Source organism: Bacillus sp. NEAU-242-2, assembly GCF_027853835.1.
GTDB classification, from domain to species: Bacteria; Bacillota; Bacilli; order Bacillales; family Bacillaceae; genus Bacillus; species Bacillus velezensis.
Window position 1 is genome coordinate 25,921 of record NZ_JAPNNY010000010.1, and the last position, 19,311, is coordinate 45,231.

Genomic DNA, 19,311 nt, shown 5'->3' on the forward strand with positions numbered 1-19,311 from the left:
CTTATTTCAATAATGGTAATAAGACCTACTGCTCCATCTGCCTCGCCAAAAAACTGGCTGCCGTTTCTACCGCTTTATGTTCTACCTCTCCAAGCGCCTGTTCCTTGGAAAAGATGACCACGGCCCCGATAGGATCGCCATTTGCCACGATCGGAGCGATTGTATAGGAGCTCATATCTTCATCAACGTCATTCACAAGCTGCGCGGACTTCACGTCGTTTTCTACCACTGAGCTGCGCTGATCCATCGTTTTTTCGAGCAAATCGCTGATGGCTTTATTCAGAAATTCTTTTTTCGAACTGCCCGAAACGGCAATATACGCGTCACGGTCGCAAATCAAGACGGAATGGCCGAGACTGTCATACAATGCATCTGCATATTCTTTCGCAAAATCGCCAAGCTCACTGATAGGAGAATATTTTTTCAATATAACTTCTCCGTCGCGGTCAACGAATATTTCAAGCGGGTCTCCTTCCCTGATCCGCAGTGTTCTCCGAATTTCTTTAGGAATGACGACCCGTCCTAGATCATCAATACGACGTACGATACCTGTAGCTTTCATCTCTCTGGTGCCTCTCTTTCATGTGATGATATTTAAGGGAAAGTACTAAAGCTCTTTACTTTATGTAGCTTCCGCCACTCGCTTGAAATTAGTATCCGTCACATCAAATGTAATATACACCAGAGAGTAACAATTTTTATGAAGATGCGATTGTTTCTTTCTTCACATTCTGAAGTCCTTTCAGCATGCCGAGAACGGTCTCCAGCCACTCTTCCGTTTTGCGGCCTTTCGTCTGTACTGAGATTTTCAGCTTTTTCCCTTCCATTCCCAGTCCGATCTGCCGGCCGTATTTATTGCCGAGTTCGAATAATTTCTGGCCGTCAATCTGTGCGCTGGCCTCTTCAGAAATGGTAAATCTGATCGCGTCTTTATCCTGCTTGATGAGTTCGACGCGTTCATATTTTCCGTATACCTTCATCTCAGCAACCGTAAACAGCCATTCAACTTCTTTAGGGTAGCTGCCGAACCTGTCAATGATTTCATCTTGGAGCTCATTTTTCTCCTCAATTGTGGCGATTGACCTGAAGCGTTTATACATGTCGATTTTTTGCTTGCCGTCTTGTATATAGTTTTCGGGAATATACGCGTCAAGCTCGATATCGATTTCTGTCTCAAACTGTTCGCTTTTCGGAATATCGCCTTTCCGCTCTTCAATCGCTTCCTTGAGCATTTGCGAGTACAGGTCAAAACCGACTGAGTCGATAAAGCCGTGCTGCTGGGCGCCGAGAAGGTTCCCCGCTCCCCTGATCGTCAAGTCACGCATGGCAATTTTAAAGCCTGATCCCAGCTCGGTAAATTCTTTAATCGCCTGCAGCCGTTTTTCCGCCACCTCAGTAAGCACTTTGTCTCTGCGGTACGTAAAATACGCGTAAGCGACGCGGTTGGAACGGCCGACCCGTCCTCTCAGCTGATACAGCTGAGACAGCCCCATTTTGTCTCCGTCGAACACAATCAAGGTATTGACATTTGGTATATCTACGCCTGTCTCAATAATAGTCGTGCTGACAAGGACGTCTGATTCCCCTTCCAGAAAATTGAGCATGACGCTTTCCAATTCATTTTCAGTCATTTTTCCGTGGGCATATGCCACTTTCGCATCGGGAACAAGCATGGAAATTTCATCAGCCTTCCGCTCGATGTCATCCACGCGGTTGTACAAGAAATATACCTGTCCTCCGCGCGCCAGTTCTCTTTCGATAGCTTCTCGTACAAGCGCGCCGTTGTATTCCACGACATATGTCTGAACAGGGAAACGGTTTTCCGGCGGCGTTTCAATAACGGATAAATCCCGCACACCGAGCATGGACATATGAAGCGTACGCGGAATCGGCGTCGCTGTAAGAGTCAGTACATCGACATTGGCTTTGATCTGTTTGATTTTTTCCTTATGCGTTACGCCGAAGCGCTGCTCTTCATCAATGATGAGCAAGCCGAGATCTTTATAGACGACGTCTTTAGACAAGAGCCTGTGGGTTCCGATTACGATGTCTACCGTTCCGTTTTTCAGGCCTTTAATCGTTTCATTGGATTCTTTTCTCGTTCTGAATCGGCTGAGAAGACCGATGTTAATCGGATAGTCCTGAAAACGCTCCATAATGGTTTCATAATGCTGCTGCGCGAGTATTGTCGTCGGCACAAGAAGCGCGACCTGCTTTCCGTCTGCGATCGCTTTAAAGGCCGCTCGGATGGCTACCTCCGTCTTCCCGTATCCCACATCACCGCAAAGCAAACGGTCCATCGGGCGCTCTCTTTCCATATCCTTTTTAATCTCCTGAATGGAACGGAGCTGGTCCTCTGTTTCCTGATAAGGGAAAGCAGATTCGAACTGCCGCTGCATTTCATGATCGGGCGAGAACGCATAGCCTTTGCTTGCTTCCCGTTCCGCATAAAGCTTAATCAGATCATCGGCAATATCCTGAACGGAGTTTTCAACTTTTTTCTTCACCCGTTTCCATTCACTGCCGCCCAGTTTATAAAGCTTCGGTTCTTTTCCTTCAGAGCCGACGTACTTCTGCACCTGATCGATTTGTTCTACAGGGACGTACAGCTTATCGCTGCCCTGATAATGAATGTTGAGGTAATCTTTATGAATGCCTTTGATTTCTAGTGTTTCGATCCCCAAATACTTACCGATCCCGTGGTTGACGTGGACGACATAGTCACCGACCTGAAGCTCGGAATAGCTTTTGATCCGTTCGGCATTTGTCAGCTTCTGCTTTCTCGGCTTTTTCTTAATTCGGTTTTTGAACAGCTCTTCCTCCGTAATGACGGCCAGCTTCATCAGCGGCAGTTCAAAACCGGATTGCAGCTCGCCTTCCATGACATAGACCTGTCCTTGCACAAGCGCTTTGGAGCTGTCCGTTTTTGCGGCTTCAATTTCGTAATCAGCCAGCACGGATGCCAATCTGTCGGTTCTGTCCTTATTTGCGCCTAAAAAGACGACGGTGAAGTTTGATTTCTTGAAGCGCTCCATTTCACCTGCGAGCACATTCATCTGCCCGTGAAAACTCTGCATCTGCCGGCTTGTCACATTCACGATATTCTGAGGGCTTGTATGCTGGACATGACGCAAAAATAATGAATAATAAATAGCCGGGCGCCGCTTTTCGCTCATAAGCTCCTGAAAGCTGAAGGATAAATGAATGTCATGCAGAATTTTCCCTTCCTCGAGTAGACTTGTCGTAAATTCGGCCTCTTCTTTTTGCAGCTGATCCTCCATTTCATGAATGCGGCTGACCTCGTCTAACAATAACAACGTGTCTGCCGGTGTATAATCTAGCAAACTAGCAGGCTTTTCGTAAAAGTACGAGAGATACTTCACAAGTTCCTGATCAGTCTGTCCCGTTGATAACCGTTCTTTATCATGTGAGATATTGATATGAAGCATTTCCTTTTGTTTGTCCTGCTTCAGCTTTTTCAGACTGTCGGCAAGCCCTTTATCGAGCCTTTCCATTGCCCGGGCTTTTTCTTCCGCCCTGATGATCAATTCCTTCGCCGGTCCGATCGCCACATGTTTGAGCGTCTCAATTGATCTCTGGTCATCAGAATTGAAGCTTCTGATGGAATCGACCTCCGTATCAAACAGTTCAATTCGCACCGGATGCTCCGACGTCAGCGGATAAATGTCGATAATTCCGCCGCGAATACTGAATTCACCGGGTGCAGAAACCATATCGGAACGCTCATACCCCACCTCTACAAGGCGCGCGGACAGCTGATCCGGTTCTATATCGTCTCCGAGTGAAATGACGAGCTGGCTGCTTTTCCACAGCTCCTTCGGCGGAAGCATTCTTCTCACTGCCGCAACGGGCGCCACAACGACCGGCGCTTCTCCGTTTGTTAATCTATTAATGACATCAAGCCGCTGAGCGCGCAGTTCAGGACTGGCTACCGCAATTTCTGAAGAAATCAATTCATTCACGGGGTATAAAAAAACAGATTGATCCCCGAGAAGCGCCGTCAGATCTTCCGTCACTTTTTGGGCCTGATATAAATTATGGGTGATAAAGAAAATCGGCCTTTTCGTTTCCTGTGCAAGGGCGGAGGTAAAAACAGAACGCGCGGAACCTGACAGACCCGCAAGCAGCTGTTCCTTCAGCCCCTCATGTAAACCGTTGACAATGGATTTAAAATCATCGCTTTCTTTAATAAAGGTTTGAATGTTGTCCATATGGGCCCTCCTCTCTATTTTCTGCAAGAACAGAAAAACGCTTTGGTCTAGAATCTACACCAAAGCTTCTTATTGAATAAATGTGTTGTGTTCATGGTAGTGCGGATTGCGTTCCAGCGCCTCTTGGCAGTCTTCACAAATTGTAAGAACATGGACATCTCCATTGTCTTTATATGAAATCATATCGTTTCTTTCCTCATTTGTTAAGTGCTGAAATCCAAGTGACTGTGTCGGCACCGTCGAATATTCCAGGCTCCCTACCTTAAAGCCGCAGTGGCGGCAGAAATAATGCAAAGCCATACGTTGGACCTCCTGATGTGAAAAAATCATTTTTCCCTAGTATGGTCTCCCATTATTTATCTTATACATTTGCATTAAATTCGTTCATGACTTCTAAAAATGGTTTCGTTAAGGAAGCTTCGCAGGCTTTTACGGTTTTTGAGACGGCATCGTTGATATGCGGCGCTTCTTCCTTCGTAAAAGCTCCCAGTACATAGTCAACGACTTTCATTCCGTTGACGGGGCGGCCGATTCCGATTCTGACCCGGTCAAATTCAGGGGTTCCGAGGTGCTGTATAAGCGATTTAATCCCGTTATGTCCGCCTGCGCTCCCCTTCGTCCGGAGCCTGATTTTTCCCGTCGGAAGATCAAGGTCATCGTATATGACTTTCAGATCTTCATGATCGGCATCATAATAATCCAGCAGCGGCCGCAAACATTCCCCTGATAAATTCATATATGTAAGCGGTTTAACAAGTAGAACTTTTTTTCCGGAAACAAACCCCATTCCGTAAAGTCCGTTGAATTTCGTTTTATTCAGTTCAATATTCCATTCTTTAGAAAGCTCGTCAATGGCCATAAAGCCGACATTATGTCTCGTGTTCTCATAGGTTTTTCCCGGGTTACCGAGACCGGCAATCACAAGCATCGTAAATCCTCCCTCAACATCGCTGTAATTCTTCTCATTCTAGCACAAAAGACGTAACCTCGGGCGGGTTACGTCTTAAAGCGCTTATTGATTTTCTCCTTCGGGCTCTTCCTCAGGAGACGGTTCTGCATCTTCTTCGAATGCTTCCTGCTTAGGAGGAAGGATGGAAGCCACGACTTCTTCCGGGTCGTTTGTAAATGTATAATTGCCGTCAGCAGTCAGATCTGCGATGGTCAGCACATCATTCATTTCAAGCCCGGAAATATCAACATTGATTGTCTGAGGGATGTCCTTCGGCTTAGCCTTGATCGAAAGCTCATGCAGCGGCTGCTGGATAACGCCTCCGTCTTTGACTCCTTTCGCCTCTCCCGTCAGCTGAATCGGCACCTCGGCCTCCAGCTCCTCACTCATATTCACGACTTGAAAATCGGCGTGCGTCAATTCGTTTTTGAGCGGGTCTGTCTGAAGATCAGTCACCATAACCGATTGCTGATTTCCGTTGACATCAATTGTGATAATCGTGTTTTTTCCTTCGTCCCGTAATGTTTTAAGCAATTCGACACTGTCTAAAGAGACAGGCGTATTCGTTATTTCTTTACCGTATATAATCCCTGGAACATGTCCTGAATGACGGATTTTCCGAAGCGTCGAACGTTTAAAATCTGTTCTTTCATTTGCTTTTAAAGTTGCCATATTCAGCACCATCCTAATTATCGTTTTATCGTCCTATTAGAACAATACCCACAATAACTGGGATTTAAACCTTAAAGTTTCGGTTTAGCTGAATAAATAGCTGACAGATTGTTTCTCGTGAACGCGGATAATCGCTTCAGCCAGAAGCGGTCCGACAGAAAGCTGCTTAAAGCGGTCGATTTTTTTCTCATCAGGAAGCTTAATGCTGTTCGTTACGACAAGCTCCTTGATTTTAGAGTTATTGATCCGCTCAACGGCAGGGCCTGACAATACAGGGTGCGTACAGCATGCATACACTTCTGCAGCTCCGTTTTCAACCAGCGCGTTAGCGGCAAGTGTGATTGTGCCGGCCGTATCAATAATATCATCGATCAGAATCGCTGTTTTTCCTTCCACGTTACCGACGATGTTCATCACTTCCACCTCATTCGGTCTAGGACGGCGTTTGTCGATAATCGCGATCGGCGCTTTCAGACGGTCCGCAAGTTTGCGGGCGCGCGTCACACCGCCGTGGTCAGGAGAAACAATAACGATATCTTTCAAGTCTTTACCTTCAAAGTAATGGCCTAAAATCGGAACACCCATTAAGTGGTCAATCGGAATATCAAAGAAACCTTGAATTTGCGGCGCGTGTAAATCAAGCGCAATCACGCGTGTCGCACCCGCTGTTTCAAGCAGGTTTGCAAAAAGTTTTGCCGTAATCGGTTCACGTGATCTTGCTTTTCTGTCCTGGCGCGCATAACCGTAGTACGGAATCACAATGTTGATTGTTTTCGCGGAAGCGCGCTTTAGAGCGTCAACCATAATCAGCAATTCCATAATGTGCTCATTAACCGGCGCACTTGTAGACTGAATGATATAGCAATCACAGCCGCGAATACTTTCTTCTATGTTGATCTGGACCTCTCCGTCACTGAATCTTGTAACAGAGCACTTTCCTAATTGAACCCCTACATTATCCGCGATTTCTTTTGCAAGTTCTGGATTTGAATTCAAAGAAAAAATCTTTAAATTCTTATCTCCGTATTCGTTAGACATGGTAAACCTCCGATTTTAGGATTATTTTTTATGAATATTTTTCACATAATCTTCTTTATTTACTTGTCTTGCTCTGGCAATGGCAAGCGCTTCGCCCGGCACATCTTCAGTTACGGTTGAACCCGCAGCGACGTACGCGCCTTCTCCCACTGTGACAGGTGCGACCAGATTGGAGTTGCAGCCTATAAAAGCGCCGTCTTCAATCTTGGTTAAATATTTTTTCTTCCCATCATAATTGACCGTGATGGAGCCGCAGCCCAGATTCACATCCGTGCCCACTTCGGCATCACCGATATAGCTTAAATGAGATGCTTTGCTTCGGTCGCCGAATTTTGTTTTCTTAATTTCAACAAAGTTTCCGATCTTCACTTCATTGCCGATTGCGGAATCGGGTCTGATGTGAGCAAAAGGACCGATATTTACATCATTCCCAACTTTGCTGCGGTTGACAACGGATTGTTTAATCACAGTGCGGCTGCCGATTGAACTGTCCTCTATCTCAGTGTGAGGGCCGATGACACATTCATCGCCGATTTCAGCTTGTCCCTTTAACACAGTTCCGGGATAAATAACTGTATCTTGTCCGATACGCGCGTCAGGTGAGATGTACGTATTCATCGGATCGATTAAAGTGACTCCGTTCTGCATATGCCGTTTGTTAATTCGCTCTTTCATATACATTTCAGCCTGAGAAAGAGCGACTCTATCATTCACTCCGAGCGTCTCTTGGAAGTTACCAGTCTGGTAAGCGGCAACAGTTTCGCCTTCGTCTTTGAGGATTTCGATCACATCCGGCAGATAATACTCGCCTTGGGCATTTTCATTCGAAACCTGTTCGATGACACGAAAAAGAGCCTCGTTATCAAAACAGTACGTTCCCGTGTTGATTTCTTTCACAAGACGTTCTTGCTCCGAAGCATCCTTGTGCTCCACGATTTTTTGAACGGCGCCGTCTTCACTGCGGATGATTCTTCCGTATCCGGCGGGATCGTCGGCAACAGCCGTTAACACCGTGGCTTTTGCACCTTTGTCTGTATGTTCATTCAGCATGGCTTCCATCGTCTCCGCCGTCAGAAGCGGTGTATCGCCGCAAATAACGATCGTGACACCCTTTTCTCCGTGAAGAAATGGTTTTGCCTGCTTGACCGCATGAGCCGTACCGAGCTGTTCTGCTTGGAGAGCGTAATCGCTTTTCTGTCCGAGCTGCTTCTTCACATCTTCGGCGCCGTGTCCTACGATGGTGACAAGCTTCGCTAAAGATAATTTCAGAGCTTCGTCTGCGACGTGCTCTACCATAGGCTTTCCGCATACCGGATGAAGGACCTTATAAAGCTTCGATTTCATTCTCGTTCCTTTTCCGGCAGCTAAAATCACTGCAAACCGCTTATCCATTTAATGGCCTCCAATATCCCTTTTATCCATAGAAAAATATATCCTAAATAGCTGTTGATTTCAAGAAGACATCAAAAAGTGCAAGAATTTTCTATGTAATCGCTTTATTACTGAAAAATCAGATTTAAAAAAGGACTGCCGGAAAAGGCCTTGTGTCAGCCTTTATCAGCAGTCCTTACATTTTGTTATGTTTAAGAAGCCCCGGCTTCTTCATATTCTAATGCTTCAGAATCACCCAAACGATGATACTCATTTAAAACAGCATCCTGGATCTTGCCCCGCGTGCTGGAATTAATAGGATGAGCAATATCGCGGAATTCTCCATCAGGGGTGCGTTTACTCGGCATCGCAACGAAAAGACCATTGTTTCCATCAATCACACGAATATCATGTACGACAAATTCGTGATCCAGCGTGATGGATGCAATCGCTCTCATGCGACCATCGGTATTCACGCGGCGTAATCTTACGTCAGTAACTTCCACAGTAGTTCACCACCTTTTCCCTATATAAAAGCATTAGTCTAACAATTCCACGATTCTTTTTAAATTCCTGCACGTTTCAAAAAGTTTTTTTGAAAATATAGGATATACATACACAATTAGGTGATAAACCATATTTGGGGATCATATACTGCATAAAAAAAGTGATCCCGGAGACCGGAACCACTTTTCTGAGATTTAAGATTTCACCAGCGCAATGACTTCAATTTCCACGAGAGCGTCTTTCGGCAGTCTCGCCACTTCCACACAAGACCTTGCCGGCTTATGTACATCAAAGTATTGTCCGTACACTTCATTCACTTCCGCAAACTGCTCCATATCAGCAATAAATACCGTTGCTTTGACAACCGTCTCGAGAGAAGCGCCTGCTTCTTTCAGCACAGCTTTTAAATTGCTGAACACCTGATGCGTTTGTTCTGTGATATCATCGTTTACCATTTCTCCTTCAGCAGTAAGAGGAATCTGGCCTGAGCTGTAAAACATGTTGTTTACGATGATTCCCTGTGAATATGGCCCGATCGCTGCCGGCGCGTGTTTCGTATGGATTGCTTTTGTCATTTTTCTGTCTCCCCATTCTTTAAATGCTGTTCTTTAAAAAATCGCAGAAAATTGCCGTTTTGAATCTCAATCGTTTTGTCTTTCATATTGATGGTTGAAAGCGTGAGCAGTGACATGTATTCATCGACAAGCCGTTCATTCACTCCCTCGGCTTCAACCAAGACGCCTATTCCCGCGACGTTTGCATTAAACTCATCAAGCAGGCTGATCATGCCGTTAATGGTGCCGCCGGCTTTCATAAAGTCGTCAATAATCAAAACGTTCGAACCCGTAGCCAAACTTCTTTTAGCAAGCGACATTGTTTGAATGCGGTTAGACGATCCTGATACATAATTGATGCTCACCGTGGAGCCTTCAGTCACTTTATTGTCCTTTCGCACGATGACAACCGGAACGTTCAGATAACTGGCCGCTGCGTAAGCAAGAGGGATTCCTTTTGTCGCAACGGTCATCACCACATCAATCTCCCGCTCCGCAAAAACGGAAGCAAAAAGCCTGCCTACATGAGAGAGGACAGATGGTTTTCCTAAGATATCCGTTAAATATACATAACCGCCCGGAAGGATACGCTCAGGATTTACTAAAGACTGTCCCAGCTCCTGTATAAACGCTTCTGCTTCAGCCTGTTTCACTTTCGGAATGTATTTGACGCCTCCGGCAGCTCCCGGCACTGTAAGCAGCGTCCCAATGCCTTGCTGTTCAAAGGTCTGTTTAATAATCGTTAAATCTTCACTGATTGATGACTTTGCTGATTGATACCGTTCTGAGAAAAACGTTAACGGTATTAATTCATGCGGATGGGTTAACAAATAATTTGTTAAGTCCACCAATCTGCCGCTGCGACGAAACTTCATGAACTTACCCCCAAAATCCGAATAATTTAAAAATAATATAACTTAACATACGGATTTAATCAAGAGCATTCTGTTCGCCGATCATCCGCACCGCGTACACTTGATCACAGAAACCTCTTAACCCGTTATAAATCCGCTGCACCTTAGATTCGTATTGAACCAAACCGAATACAGTCGGTCCGCTTCCGCTCATTAACACCGCATCAGCGCCGAAGCGTTTCATTTGATTTTTAATCATCGCCACCTCGGGATGGAGGCTGAGCGTAACCGACTCCAATACGTTCCCTAATTGTCCGCATACCTTTTGGAAGCTTTTTTCTTCAATCGCGTCAATCATCGCCTGCACATCAGGATGCCGAACCTGCTGTAAGTTCAGCCGGCGGTACACTTCGGCAGTCGATACCCCGATCGTCGGTTTGGCGAGCATGACCCAGCAATGAGGCGGAGCACTGATGTGCCTGATCTTCTCACCGCGTCCGGTTGCCAGGGCAGTGCCTCCGTATACACAGAAGGACACGTCTGAACCGATTTCAGCTCCAAGCTCTGCAAGCTCTTCGACAGAAAGCTTTAAATCCCAAAGCCTGTTCAGCCCTCTGAGCGTGGCTGCCGCATCGCTGCTTCCGCCGGCAAGCCCTGCCGCTACAGGGATCACCTTTGTAATCATAATCGAAACGCCTTTTTTGACTTGAAACCGTTCTTTAAGCAGTTTGGCTGCCTGATAAGCCAGATTCCTTTGATCATCCGGAACAAAGCGATTATGCGACGCCACTCTGATAACGTTTTCGGGCAGTTCTGTCAGTTCAATCCGATCTGCCAAATCAATTGTCGTCATGATCATCTCCACTTCGTGATAACCATCCGGGCGTTTACTCGTCACATCGAGGGACAGATTGATTTTGGCCGGCGCTTTTTCTAAAATACGCATAGCTTTCACCTACTTCTCCATCTAAACATAAGTATGAACATTGTATCACATTTGGAGACCCGGAGGTACTTATCCGAAATTGACGCCGGTTTTGACAGCCGATAGAAAAAACCGGGGAACGGATTGTCCCCCGGGCCACTGCATTATCGGTTATTTTGGTTCTGAGCCGCCATCTGCTGTTCGGCAATCTCGATCGCGCGCTTTACCATATTCCCGGCGTCACGCGCCCGAATGCCTCCCCAGCCCTCGTTTTTCACCGTATCGTAAAAACCAAGGTCCTTCGCCAGCTCATATTTGAACTCATCTGACATAACTCCACGACGTCTGCCCAAACGAAACAACCCCTTTTATAGAATTGATCACCATTCGTGCACGCCACGATAAAACATGTGACACCTATAGCTTCCGTTTAATCGGCTGAAACTTTCGAGGGAATAATTAGAAGAGCTTTAGAAGGCAAAACAAAAAGCAGTAAACAAAAGGTTCACTGCCCATTAAAATGCTACTGAGCTTGCCGCATCGTCATTGAATGTCAATTCAACAGTCTCAGTCAGAATATCAGCATAACTGTATGAAACTCTTTCAAACGAATTCTCGTCTTGATCTAGTTGTATCACAAAAACAGAAGGGTACGTCTCAGCTAAAATGCCCGAACGCTCAATCGTTTTTCGGCGGCCGCCGTTTGCTTTTAACGTAAGCCGTTTACCTAAATTCCCATCAAGCGATCTTTTTATATCGGACAACGTCTTCGCCATTGCATCCACCTCACTACATTTATTGTACAACAAGAGCCCAATTTTGTCAAATAAAATTTAAATTATATCAACGTTAATAAGTCATTGTCAACAAAATTATTTTGACAAAATTCTATTGATTTCTGCGTTATTTTTCACAAGTTCCGGAAATTTATGTATCAATATGTAAAATAATTAACCCGCATAGCGAAATATATGCGGGTTTTATCACTCATCCATTTGATTTATACGGCATACCGACACGCAGCACACCCTTCGTTTCAATTCCTCCCAGCCCTTTCTCTCTCGTCAGCGTATTTCTCAGGACATCCCATACATTGATCCGCTCCATAAACGGAGTGAAGCTGATTTTCGCGACAATATATACCGGGTCAAGCGCATGAATATTGACGCGTGACGGCGAACTTGCGAAATTCGCGCCCGCTCTGATTAAAGACTCAAAATGAGATTGGCACGCCCCCGCGAATATGACCAGCTGATCCAAATGAGGGACTTTACGCCTCGCTCTCTGAACGGTTTCGACAAAGTGTTTGGAATGCCTGTAGGCGCTTAAATCGTTCACGTCTCCCTTATGCTTGGAATATGCATCATGGCCGGTGATGACTAAAATATCCGGCCTGTATTTATCAAGCAGCTCGTCAATTGACGCCGGCATTTTTTTCTCATGGCAATGAATTCCGTATACCGGCACACCGATTTTTTCATAAAAGTTCAGGCACTTTTTCAAATAGGCCTCATCGCCGTCCAGATGCAATACCTTTCCGGGCATATGAAAGTAGTGCTCCTGATGCTGATATTGATTTGTCGCATAATATTCCTGTTTTTCCCGAAGCAGCTTATAATCCTGGCGGAGCAGCTCGAGAGATTCATTCATCCTGCTTTCATCTCTTTTCTTTCTCATGGCCTGTTCGTCTTTTCTCACAGGCTCCAAATCAGAAAAATCAGCATCCGCAATCAATCTGACTTCGTCACCATGCAGGATGGCAATTGAATTTCCGTTGCTTGTTTGCTCTATACCGATAATGCGAAATAAAACATCCATTTGATAGGATTTCCTGGCTACCATATCTCCTATTTGAAATTGCACGTTACCCACTCCACAAATAGACTAAGCCTCATCATGAAAGAAGTCTTGGCAAATGCACCTCTTTCCGCTGCGGCGCTTGATGTTTCAAGCTTTTCTTGCAGTTGAATGAATAAGGTTCTCCTCTAGCCTATGTAGCGGCAGTCCAAGTGGTGACGCAAAACAAAAAGCCCTCTTAGAAAAGGGCTTTATGCAATCCGTTGGACAAGAGCGCGAATTCTTCTATGGACAGGGATTCACCGCGCCGCTTTCCGTCAATATTCGTTTCTTGAAGAACTTCTTCAATTTGAGCTTTTTTCTCTTTTCCGCCCGGAAGATTGTTCACAAGGTTGTTCAGCAAGGTTTTCCGGCGCTGTGCGAAGCTTGCTTTAATCAGCTGGAAGAAAAACGGTTCATTATCGACGTCAACCGCCGGGCCGTCACGAAGCAAGAGACGGATGACGGCGGAATCGACATTAGGCTGAGGCACAAACACCGTTTTCGGGACGGTCATGACGGTTTTGGCCTCCGTATAGAACTGAACCGCAATGGAAAGCGATCCGTACTCCTTAGAGGAAGGATCAGCCGCCATCCGCTCAGCGACCTCTTTTTGCAGCATCACGACAATTCCTTTTAACGGAAGATGTTCTTCCAAAAGCTTCATGATGATCGGCGTCGTCACATAATATGGGAGATTCGCCGTCACCATAATTTCATCACAATCCTGAAACTGCTCTTCAATGACGGATTTGACGTCTGCTTTCAGCACATCTTGATGAATGATCGTTACATTGCCATATGGAGACAGCGTATCATTGAGAATGGGCAGCAGGCGCTGATCAATTTCAAACGCGACGACCTTTTTCGCCCGTTTGGCAAGCTGCTCTGTCAGCGCGCCGATTCCGGGCCCGATTTCAATGACTCCGGTCCGATCCGTAATTTCCGCATGGTCCACAATTCTGTCCAATATATTTGTATCAATTAAGAAATTCTGTCCCAGACTCTTTTTAAAAGAGAAACCGTACTTTTTCAGAATTTCCTTCGTTCTGATAGGTGTCGCGATATCTTTATTGTTCATCCTGTTCCTCCTGCCTCATAGCATCGAGCGCATCAATAAAATCACTTCTTTTGATTTGAAACATTTGCAGCCGTTTTTGAAGCTGCTTGCCGTTTGTATAGCCGATCTTCAGCAGGTCGCCCAATCGTTCGCGGCGTCTTTTGGCAGCCGGTCCGCCGATCAGACCGGCCTGTATGACATCTTCAGCTGAAATCTCACTCGGCTTTGCCTCCATCTCTTCATGCACATTTTCCAGACATGCTCTGATGCTTTCAATGGATGCGTGCTCAACGCCAATGCCGCGCTTGTTTTTCGGTTTGGCAAGATGTTTGGGCAGAAATGCGTGTTTACAGCCGGGTACTGCTTCAGAAATGGTTTTCCGGATCTTTTCCCCCGGAAAATCCGGGTCTGTCAGCACGATGACCCCTCTCGTTTCCTGCGCCAGCCGAATCTGTCTGATGACTTCGTCTCCGATTGCGGAACCGTTTGTCTCGATCGTATCCGCATCAACGGCAAGTTTTATGCGCGCAGTGTCATCGCGTCCCTCGACTACAATAATTTCTTTAATTTTCATTACTTCCTCCAAAAAAACTTTTTATATCCAAAACGAAACCTTTGCTTGCATGTCACGTCTAATATACTGAAAATACACTTTACCTATTATAACGAAAAAAACAGAGGGCGCAAAACCCTCTGAGTGAATCGGAATTAATTTAAGATTTTTATTTTGACCTGTTTCTTTCCCCATCGGTAAGCTGAAGATTTTTCAGGGAAAAAGACATCAATCCGTCTTCCTTTAATGGCTGAGCCTGTATCAGCGGCCACGGCATCCCCGTATCCGTCTACGTGGACTCTTGTGCCGAGCGGGATGACGCTTGGGTCTACCGCAATGACTTTGGCATTCGGATTGCTTGTCAGGTTAACGCCTGTAGCCGTTTGGCCGGAACAGCCGCTGCAGCTTGCGGTATAAGCCGTGGAAGACACGGTAATCACTTTACCGGAAGATCCGTTTTCGTCCGAAGATGCTTTCACAGGTGCACTGAGCTGCTCAATCTTGGGACTGTGCCGCTTTGTGCCGACCGCAATGATCTGATCTTTGCTTTTTTCAGATGTTTCTTTTTTGACAAGCTTTCTTGATACTTCTTTTCCGTTTTCTTTGACAACATGAAAATGCTTTTTAAGTTTGCCTTCTTTTCCTTTTTGAACGATCTTTTCTTTCCCGCTGTCGAGAGACGCATCTTCTTTTTCTTTCACTTGATACGCTATTTTTTCCTCAACTACATCGGTGACTTTTTCGATACGAGTGATTTGTATGCCGGCCTGATTTTTTGTGAGCTTTTCGTGTAATGCCGGTTTTACTTTATCTTCGTCTTTCATGTCCATCTTATGCTGCGTTAAAAAGTCAGCGACCGTAGTCGAAGTCGTCCATATTTTCTTTTTCTTTCCCGCATCATTTACAGTGACCTGAAAAGCCGGGTCGACCGTGACTTTCATGCCGTTTGTCACTTTCGTATCTGCTGCTGGATCTATTTTATCGTGCTGATTCACAGGTGTATGCTGTTCGTTCAGAAATGCGCCGACTGTTTTTGCCGTTGACCATAAAGTCTTTTCTTCTCCGCCTCTTGTCACACGGATCTGCTTTGCAGCATCATACACGACATTCATGTTGTCTGCCAATGCTGTCTGCTTAGACGGGGTAATCCGGTCTTCATTTCTCGTCTCTATATGTAAATCTTCCAGAAGTTCCCCAACCGTTTTTGAATGAGTGCGTATTTGCTTTTTCTTGCCGTTGATGGAAACAGAAACTGATTGTTTTGAGAGCTCATGTGCCCCGTATGCAGTCCCGGTTCCGCCCAGCAGAATAATAGCTGCAATAAGAATAACCTTGCTTTTACCAAGCTTTACGGAAAACAGTTTTTTCATTTTTTGTGTGATGAAAAACGCCTCCTTCTCCTCGGAGAGATTATATAGAGTATCTAAAATGCTGTCAACCCTCCCATCTCGAAGATGAAAAACCTTCAGCGTATCCCTCATTATGCAAAAACAAAGAAAAAAAAGGAAGAGAGACATATCGACAACCTATCTTATGAGGAGAAGGAAGCTTGTAGAACCGTTATACATATCCACTGAATCGGACAAGCTTTTACACGTTATGACAGCGCATTCTGTCAGTTCATGCGGAAAAGTCTTTTTGCGTTTTCGGTTGTAATTGAGGCAATTTCTTCATATGTCAGCCCTTTTAATTCAGCGAGCTGTTCAGCAACATATTTTACGTAGCTTGGCTCATTTCGTTTGCCGCGGAAAGGATGCGGTGTCAGGAAAGGACAGTCCGTTTCAATCAGCAAACGGTCATTCGGAATTTCCTTTGCTACTTCTTTCGGTTTCTTCGCGTTTTTGAAGGTAACCGGTCCGCCGAATGAAATATAGAAATTCATATCCATACACTGCCGCGCAACCTCCGCGCTCCCCGTAAAGCAGTGCATAATGCCGCCGACTTCTTCCGCTCCCTCTTCTTTCAAAATTGTGACAACATCTTCCGTTGCATCACGATTATGAATGATAATTGGAAGGTTCACTTCTTTGGCGAGAGCGATTTGTTTCCGAAATACTTCTTTCTGAATGTCTTTTGGTGATTTATCCCAGTGGTAATCAAGGCCCATCTCTCCGATTGCCACGACTTTTTCGTGAGAGGACAGTTCCTTAATCCATGATAAATCTTCCTCTGTCATGTCAATTGCGTCTACCGGATGCCAGCCGATCGCAGCGTATATAAAGTCATATTCCTCAATCAGCTCCATCGCACGCGTGATAGTGGGTTTGTCGAACCCGACAACGACGATTCGTTCAACTTTTTCAGCCTTTGCACGCGCAATGACTTCCTCTAAGTCTGTGTCAAATTGCTCGGCATTTAAGTGCGCATGTGTATCAAAAAGCATCATAAAAACTCCTTTCTTGTTGAAAAACAAAAGGTGTTCGACGGAATGTTACACGTGAAACACCTTTTGCCCCTATTATTTAATTCGAGTGCCTTTCGGTAATGACTGGTCGACAGCTACAACTTTGAGAACGCCGTCCGATTCTCCTGCCAGTATCATTCCTTGAGAAAGCTCGCCTCTCAGTTTTACCGGTTTTAAATTCGTTACACAAATGATCTTCATTCCCACAAGCTGATCCGGTGTGTAATGCTTCGCGATACCTGATACAACTTGGCGCTGTTCAAAGCCCAGATCAATTTGCAATTTCAGCAGCCGATCTGCTTTTTTCACCGGCTCTGCGGACAAGACTTCTGCGACGCGAAGTTCTGTATCCATAAATTGATCAAACGTAATTTCAGGAAGACGCTCTGCTTCTTGCGGCTCTTCCGCCTTTTCTTCTTTAGCAGGAGCAGTTCCTTGCATTTTTTGCTTGATATAAGCTACTTCTTCTTCAGCTTCAAGACGAGGGAAAAGCGGTTCCCCTTTTTTCACTTTCGCGTTCTTCAATTGGCCGAATGTCTGAATGCTGTCCCAAGCTTTAAGAGACTGATCCTCAACTCCGAGCTGGGCAAACATTTTTTCAGGCGTCTGCGTCAAGAAAGGCTGGAGCAATACGGCCGAAATACGCAATGATTCAGCTAAATGATACATGACAGAACGTAATTCTTTTTCTTTTTCCTGATCTTTAGCAAGCACCCACGGAGCAGTTTCATCAATATATTTGTTCGTACGGCTGATTAATTGCCATAGCGTTGATAAAGCGACTGAAAACTCCATGTTTTCCATTGCCTTTTCATAAGCTTTAACCGTTTCACCGGCTACGGAAGAAAGCTCTGAATCAAAATCGGTCACATTTCCTTCATATGAACCAATCTCGCCGTCAAAATATTTTTGGATCATTGCGACTGTACGATTCAGAAGGTTTCCTAAGTCGTTCGCCAAGTCATAATTAATCCGTTCTACGAAACCTTCCGGCGTAAAGACACCGTCTGAACCGAACGGTACTTCGCGAAGCAGGTAATAACGAAGTTCATCCAAGCCGTAGCGTTCAATTAACGTTACCGGATCAACGACATTTCCTTTTGATTTCGACATTTTTCCGTCTTTCATCAATAACCAGCCATGCGCGAATACTTGCTTAGGCAGCGGTAGATCAAGCGCCATCAGCATAATCGGCCAGTAAATGGTATGAAAACGGACAATTTCTTTACCGACAAGGTGAACGTCAGCCGGCCAGTACTTTTTGTAAAGCTCATCATTTTCCGTATCGTAACCGAGCGCTGTAATATAGTTGAACAGTGCGTCAATCCATACATACACGACATGCTTCGGATTTCCCGGCACTTTTACGCCCCAGTCGAACGTCGTTCTGGAAACGGCCAAATCTTCAAGCCCCGGTTTAATGAAGTTGTTAATCATTTCATTTTTGCGTGATTCAGGCTGGATGAAAGAAGGATTGTCCTCATAAAACTTCAGCAGGCGGTCTGCATATTTGCTCATGCGGAAGAAGTATGACTCCTCTTTGATTAATTCGACCGGGTGGCCGCTGTCAGGGCTTTTTCCGCCGACAACCTCACCCTTCTCATTTCGTTCCACATCCACCAGCTGTGTTTCCGTATAGAATGTTTCATCAGGGATGCTGTACCAGCCCTCATACTCATCCAGGTAAATGTCACCATTATCAAGAAGTTTTTGAAACACTTTCTCGATAATTTCTTTGTGCCGGCTTTCCGTCGTCCGGATGAAATCATCGTGAGAAATGTCGAGCTGCTTCCATAGCTTTTGGATTTCAGCAACTGCGCGATCCACATAAGCTTGAGGCGTGATATTCTCTTCCTCCGCTTTCTGCTGGATTTTCTGTCCGTGCTCATCCGTTCCGGTTAAGTAGCGTACGTCAAATCCTTTTAATCTTTTGTAACGCGCCATCGCATCGCCGGCCACGGTAGTATAAGCATGGCCGATATGTAATTTTCCGCTCGGATAATATATCGGGGTCGTAATATAAAAAGTATTATTGTCTTGCGGCATGTTGCAACCTCCCATTCAGAATGTCGAAAAGCTCACGCCCAAAGGACGAGAGCGGTTTTATTTGATATACAATATTGATATTTGTCCTCTATCTATGATACCATCTTAGCCTTTAAGATCAAGGATATATACGTACTGCGCGTAAAAGAGTAAATAAAATTAAAAATTTTTATTGAAATTAAAAAAAGTCTTAACATGTCGAAATTTGTCGTATATAATCTACTAATATAAAACATCTTGGTTCGAAAGTCTTGATTTAAAAGGATTTTCAGTAGGATAATAGGTTCGAAAAAGCAGTCAAAAAGCCTGT

At 45.2% G+C, this 19,311-nt stretch carries 19 protein-coding genes; all 19 read right to left on the reverse strand.

Annotation, left to right across the window (positions count from 1 at the left end):
- Nucleotides 1-25: 25 nt before the first annotated feature.
- Nucleotides 26-562, reverse strand: coding sequence for a stage V sporulation protein T (spoVT, locus tag OWN49_RS18745; protein ID WP_070081264.1), 537 nt, complete (start codon nt 560-562; stop codon nt 26-28).
- Nucleotides 563-698: 136 nt separating this feature from the next.
- A complete protein-coding gene (mfd, locus tag OWN49_RS18750; RefSeq protein WP_071392212.1) occupies nt 699-4,232 on the reverse strand; it encodes a transcription-repair coupling factor in 3,534 nt (1,177 codons plus the stop codon).
- A gap of 69 nt (nt 4,233-4,301) precedes the next feature.
- On the reverse strand, nt 4,302-4,532 hold the full coding sequence (locus tag OWN49_RS18755) for an anti-sigma-F factor Fin family protein (RefSeq protein ID WP_004264650.1): 231 nt from the start codon (nt 4,530-4,532) through the stop codon (nt 4,302-4,304).
- 61 nt (nt 4,533-4,593) lie between these two features.
- Nucleotides 4,594-5,160 carry an aminoacyl-tRNA hydrolase gene (gene pth, locus OWN49_RS18760; RefSeq protein WP_004264652.1) on the reverse strand — a complete coding sequence of 189 codons (567 nt, stop codon included), beginning with the start codon at nt 5,158-5,160 and terminating at the stop codon, nt 4,594-4,596.
- 84 nt (nt 5,161-5,244) lie between these two features.
- Complete coding sequence (locus tag OWN49_RS18765; protein WP_004264654.1) at nt 5,245-5,853, reverse strand: 50S ribosomal protein L25/general stress protein Ctc; 609 nt, start codon at nt 5,851-5,853, stop codon at nt 5,245-5,247.
- An 84-nt stretch (nt 5,854-5,937) separates the two neighbouring features.
- Nucleotides 5,938-6,891, reverse strand: coding sequence for a ribose-phosphate diphosphokinase (locus OWN49_RS18770; protein ID WP_004264656.1), 954 nt, complete (start codon nt 6,889-6,891; stop codon nt 5,938-5,940).
- 21 nt (nt 6,892-6,912) lie between these two features.
- A complete protein-coding gene (glmU, locus tag OWN49_RS18775) occupies nt 6,913-8,283 on the reverse strand; it encodes a bifunctional UDP-N-acetylglucosamine diphosphorylase/glucosamine-1-phosphate N-acetyltransferase GlmU (RefSeq protein ID WP_070081261.1) in 1,371 nt (456 codons plus the stop codon).
- A 191-nt stretch (nt 8,284-8,474) separates the two neighbouring features.
- Entirely contained in the window at nt 8,475-8,768 is a 294-nt protein-coding gene (gene spoVG, locus OWN49_RS18780; RefSeq protein ID WP_004264660.1) for a septation regulator SpoVG, read from the reverse strand.
- A gap of 195 nt (nt 8,769-8,963) precedes the next feature.
- A complete protein-coding gene (ridA, locus tag OWN49_RS18785) occupies nt 8,964-9,344 on the reverse strand; it encodes a 2-iminobutanoate/2-iminopropanoate deaminase (RefSeq protein ID WP_176283084.1) in 381 nt (126 codons plus the stop codon).
- Entirely contained in the window at nt 9,341-10,198 is an 858-nt protein-coding gene (gene purR / locus OWN49_RS18790; RefSeq protein WP_004264666.1) for a pur operon repressor, read from the reverse strand. The genes ridA and purR overlap by 4 nt, the downstream gene beginning before the upstream one ends.
- Before the next feature lie 55 nt (nt 10,199-10,253).
- Nucleotides 10,254-11,123 (reverse strand): 4-(cytidine 5'-diphospho)-2-C-methyl-D-erythritol kinase, encoded by an 870-nt coding sequence (gene ispE / locus OWN49_RS18795; RefSeq protein WP_004264668.1) that lies wholly within the window; start codon nt 11,121-11,123, stop codon nt 10,254-10,256.
- A 143-nt stretch (nt 11,124-11,266) separates the two neighbouring features.
- Nucleotides 11,267-11,455, reverse strand: coding sequence for a small, acid-soluble spore protein, alpha/beta type (locus OWN49_RS18800; RefSeq protein WP_011996172.1), 189 nt, complete (start codon nt 11,453-11,455; stop codon nt 11,267-11,269).
- A 162-nt stretch (nt 11,456-11,617) separates the two neighbouring features.
- Nucleotides 11,618-11,878 (reverse strand): biofilm formation stimulator Veg, encoded by a 261-nt coding sequence (gene veg, locus OWN49_RS18805; protein WP_003218330.1) that lies wholly within the window; start codon nt 11,876-11,878, stop codon nt 11,618-11,620.
- 211 nt (nt 11,879-12,089) lie between these two features.
- Complete coding sequence (yabG, locus tag OWN49_RS18810; RefSeq protein ID WP_070081260.1) at nt 12,090-12,965, reverse strand: sporulation peptidase YabG; 876 nt, start codon at nt 12,963-12,965, stop codon at nt 12,090-12,092.
- 172 nt (nt 12,966-13,137) lie between these two features.
- Nucleotides 13,138-14,019, reverse strand: a complete 882-nt coding sequence (gene rsmA / locus OWN49_RS18815) for a 16S rRNA (adenine(1518)-N(6)/adenine(1519)-N(6))-dimethyltransferase RsmA (RefSeq protein ID WP_025854079.1) — start codon at nt 14,017-14,019, stop codon at nt 13,138-13,140.
- Nucleotides 14,009-14,572, reverse strand: a complete 564-nt coding sequence (gene rnmV, locus OWN49_RS18820) for a ribonuclease M5 (protein WP_004264696.1) — start codon at nt 14,570-14,572, stop codon at nt 14,009-14,011. The genes rsmA and rnmV overlap by 11 nt, the downstream gene beginning before the upstream one ends.
- A 134-nt stretch (nt 14,573-14,706) precedes the next feature.
- Complete coding sequence (locus OWN49_RS18825; protein WP_176283083.1) at nt 14,707-16,032, reverse strand: G5 and 3D domain-containing protein; 1,326 nt, start codon at nt 16,030-16,032, stop codon at nt 14,707-14,709.
- A gap of 134 nt (nt 16,033-16,166) precedes the next feature.
- Complete coding sequence (locus OWN49_RS18830) at nt 16,167-16,934, reverse strand: TatD family hydrolase (RefSeq protein WP_032868379.1); 768 nt, start codon at nt 16,932-16,934, stop codon at nt 16,167-16,169.
- A 75-nt stretch (nt 16,935-17,009) separates the two neighbouring features.
- Nucleotides 17,010-19,001: a methionine--tRNA ligase gene (metG, locus tag OWN49_RS18835; protein WP_053573816.1), complete on the reverse strand. Its 1,992-nt coding sequence runs from the start codon at nt 18,999-19,001 to the stop codon at nt 17,010-17,012.
- Nucleotides 19,002-19,311: the final 310 nt, after the last annotated feature.

Excerpts from the sequence above, each read along its gene's own strand:
- OWN49_RS18765 (WP_004264654.1), bottom strand. The coding sequence starts at position 5,853 with ATGGCAACTTTAAAAGCAAATGAAAGAACAGATTTTAAACGTTCGACG.
- veg (WP_003218330.1), bottom strand. The coding sequence starts at position 11,878 with ATGGCGAAGACGTTGTCCGATATAAAAAGATCGCTTGATGGGAATTTA.
- OWN49_RS18755 (WP_004264650.1), bottom strand. The coding sequence starts at position 4,532 with ATGGCTTTGCATTATTTCTGCCGCCACTGCGGCTTTAAGGTAGGGAGC.
- pth (WP_004264652.1), bottom strand. The coding sequence starts at position 5,160 with ATGCTTGTGATTGCCGGTCTCGGTAACCCGGGAAAAACCTATGAGAAC.
- OWN49_RS18770 (WP_004264656.1), bottom strand. The coding sequence starts at position 6,891 with ATGTCTAACGAATACGGAGATAAGAATTTAAAGATTTTTTCTTTGAAT.
- glmU (WP_070081261.1), bottom strand. The coding sequence starts at position 8,283 with ATGGATAAGCGGTTTGCAGTGATTTTAGCTGCCGGAAAAGGAACGAGA.
- ispE (WP_004264668.1), bottom strand. The coding sequence starts at position 11,123 with ATGCGTATTTTAGAAAAAGCGCCGGCCAAAATCAATCTGTCCCTCGAT.
- mfd (WP_071392212.1), bottom strand. The coding sequence starts at position 4,232 with ATGGACAACATTCAAACCTTTATTAAAGAAAGCGATGATTTTAAATCC.
- OWN49_RS18825 (WP_176283083.1), bottom strand. The coding sequence starts at position 16,032 with ATGAGGGATACGCTGAAGGTTTTTCATCTTCGAGATGGGAGGGTTGAC.
- ridA (WP_176283084.1), bottom strand. The coding sequence starts at position 9,344 with ATGACAAAAGCAATCCATACGAAACACGCGCCGGCAGCGATCGGGCCA.
- metG (WP_053573816.1), bottom strand. The coding sequence starts at position 19,001 with ATGCCGCAAGACAATAATACTTTTTATATTACGACCCCGATATATTAT.
- rsmA (WP_025854079.1), bottom strand. The coding sequence starts at position 14,019 with ATGAACAATAAAGATATCGCGACACCTATCAGAACGAAGGAAATTCTG.
- purR (WP_004264666.1), bottom strand. The coding sequence starts at position 10,198 with ATGAAGTTTCGTCGCAGCGGCAGATTGGTGGACTTAACAAATTATTTG.
- OWN49_RS18830 (WP_032868379.1), bottom strand. The coding sequence starts at position 16,934 with ATGCTTTTTGATACACATGCGCACTTAAATGCCGAGCAATTTGACACA.
- spoVT (WP_070081264.1), bottom strand. The coding sequence starts at position 562 with ATGAAAGCTACAGGTATCGTACGTCGTATTGATGATCTAGGACGGGTC.
- rnmV (WP_004264696.1), bottom strand. The coding sequence starts at position 14,572 with ATGAAAATTAAAGAAATTATTGTAGTCGAGGGACGCGATGACACTGCG.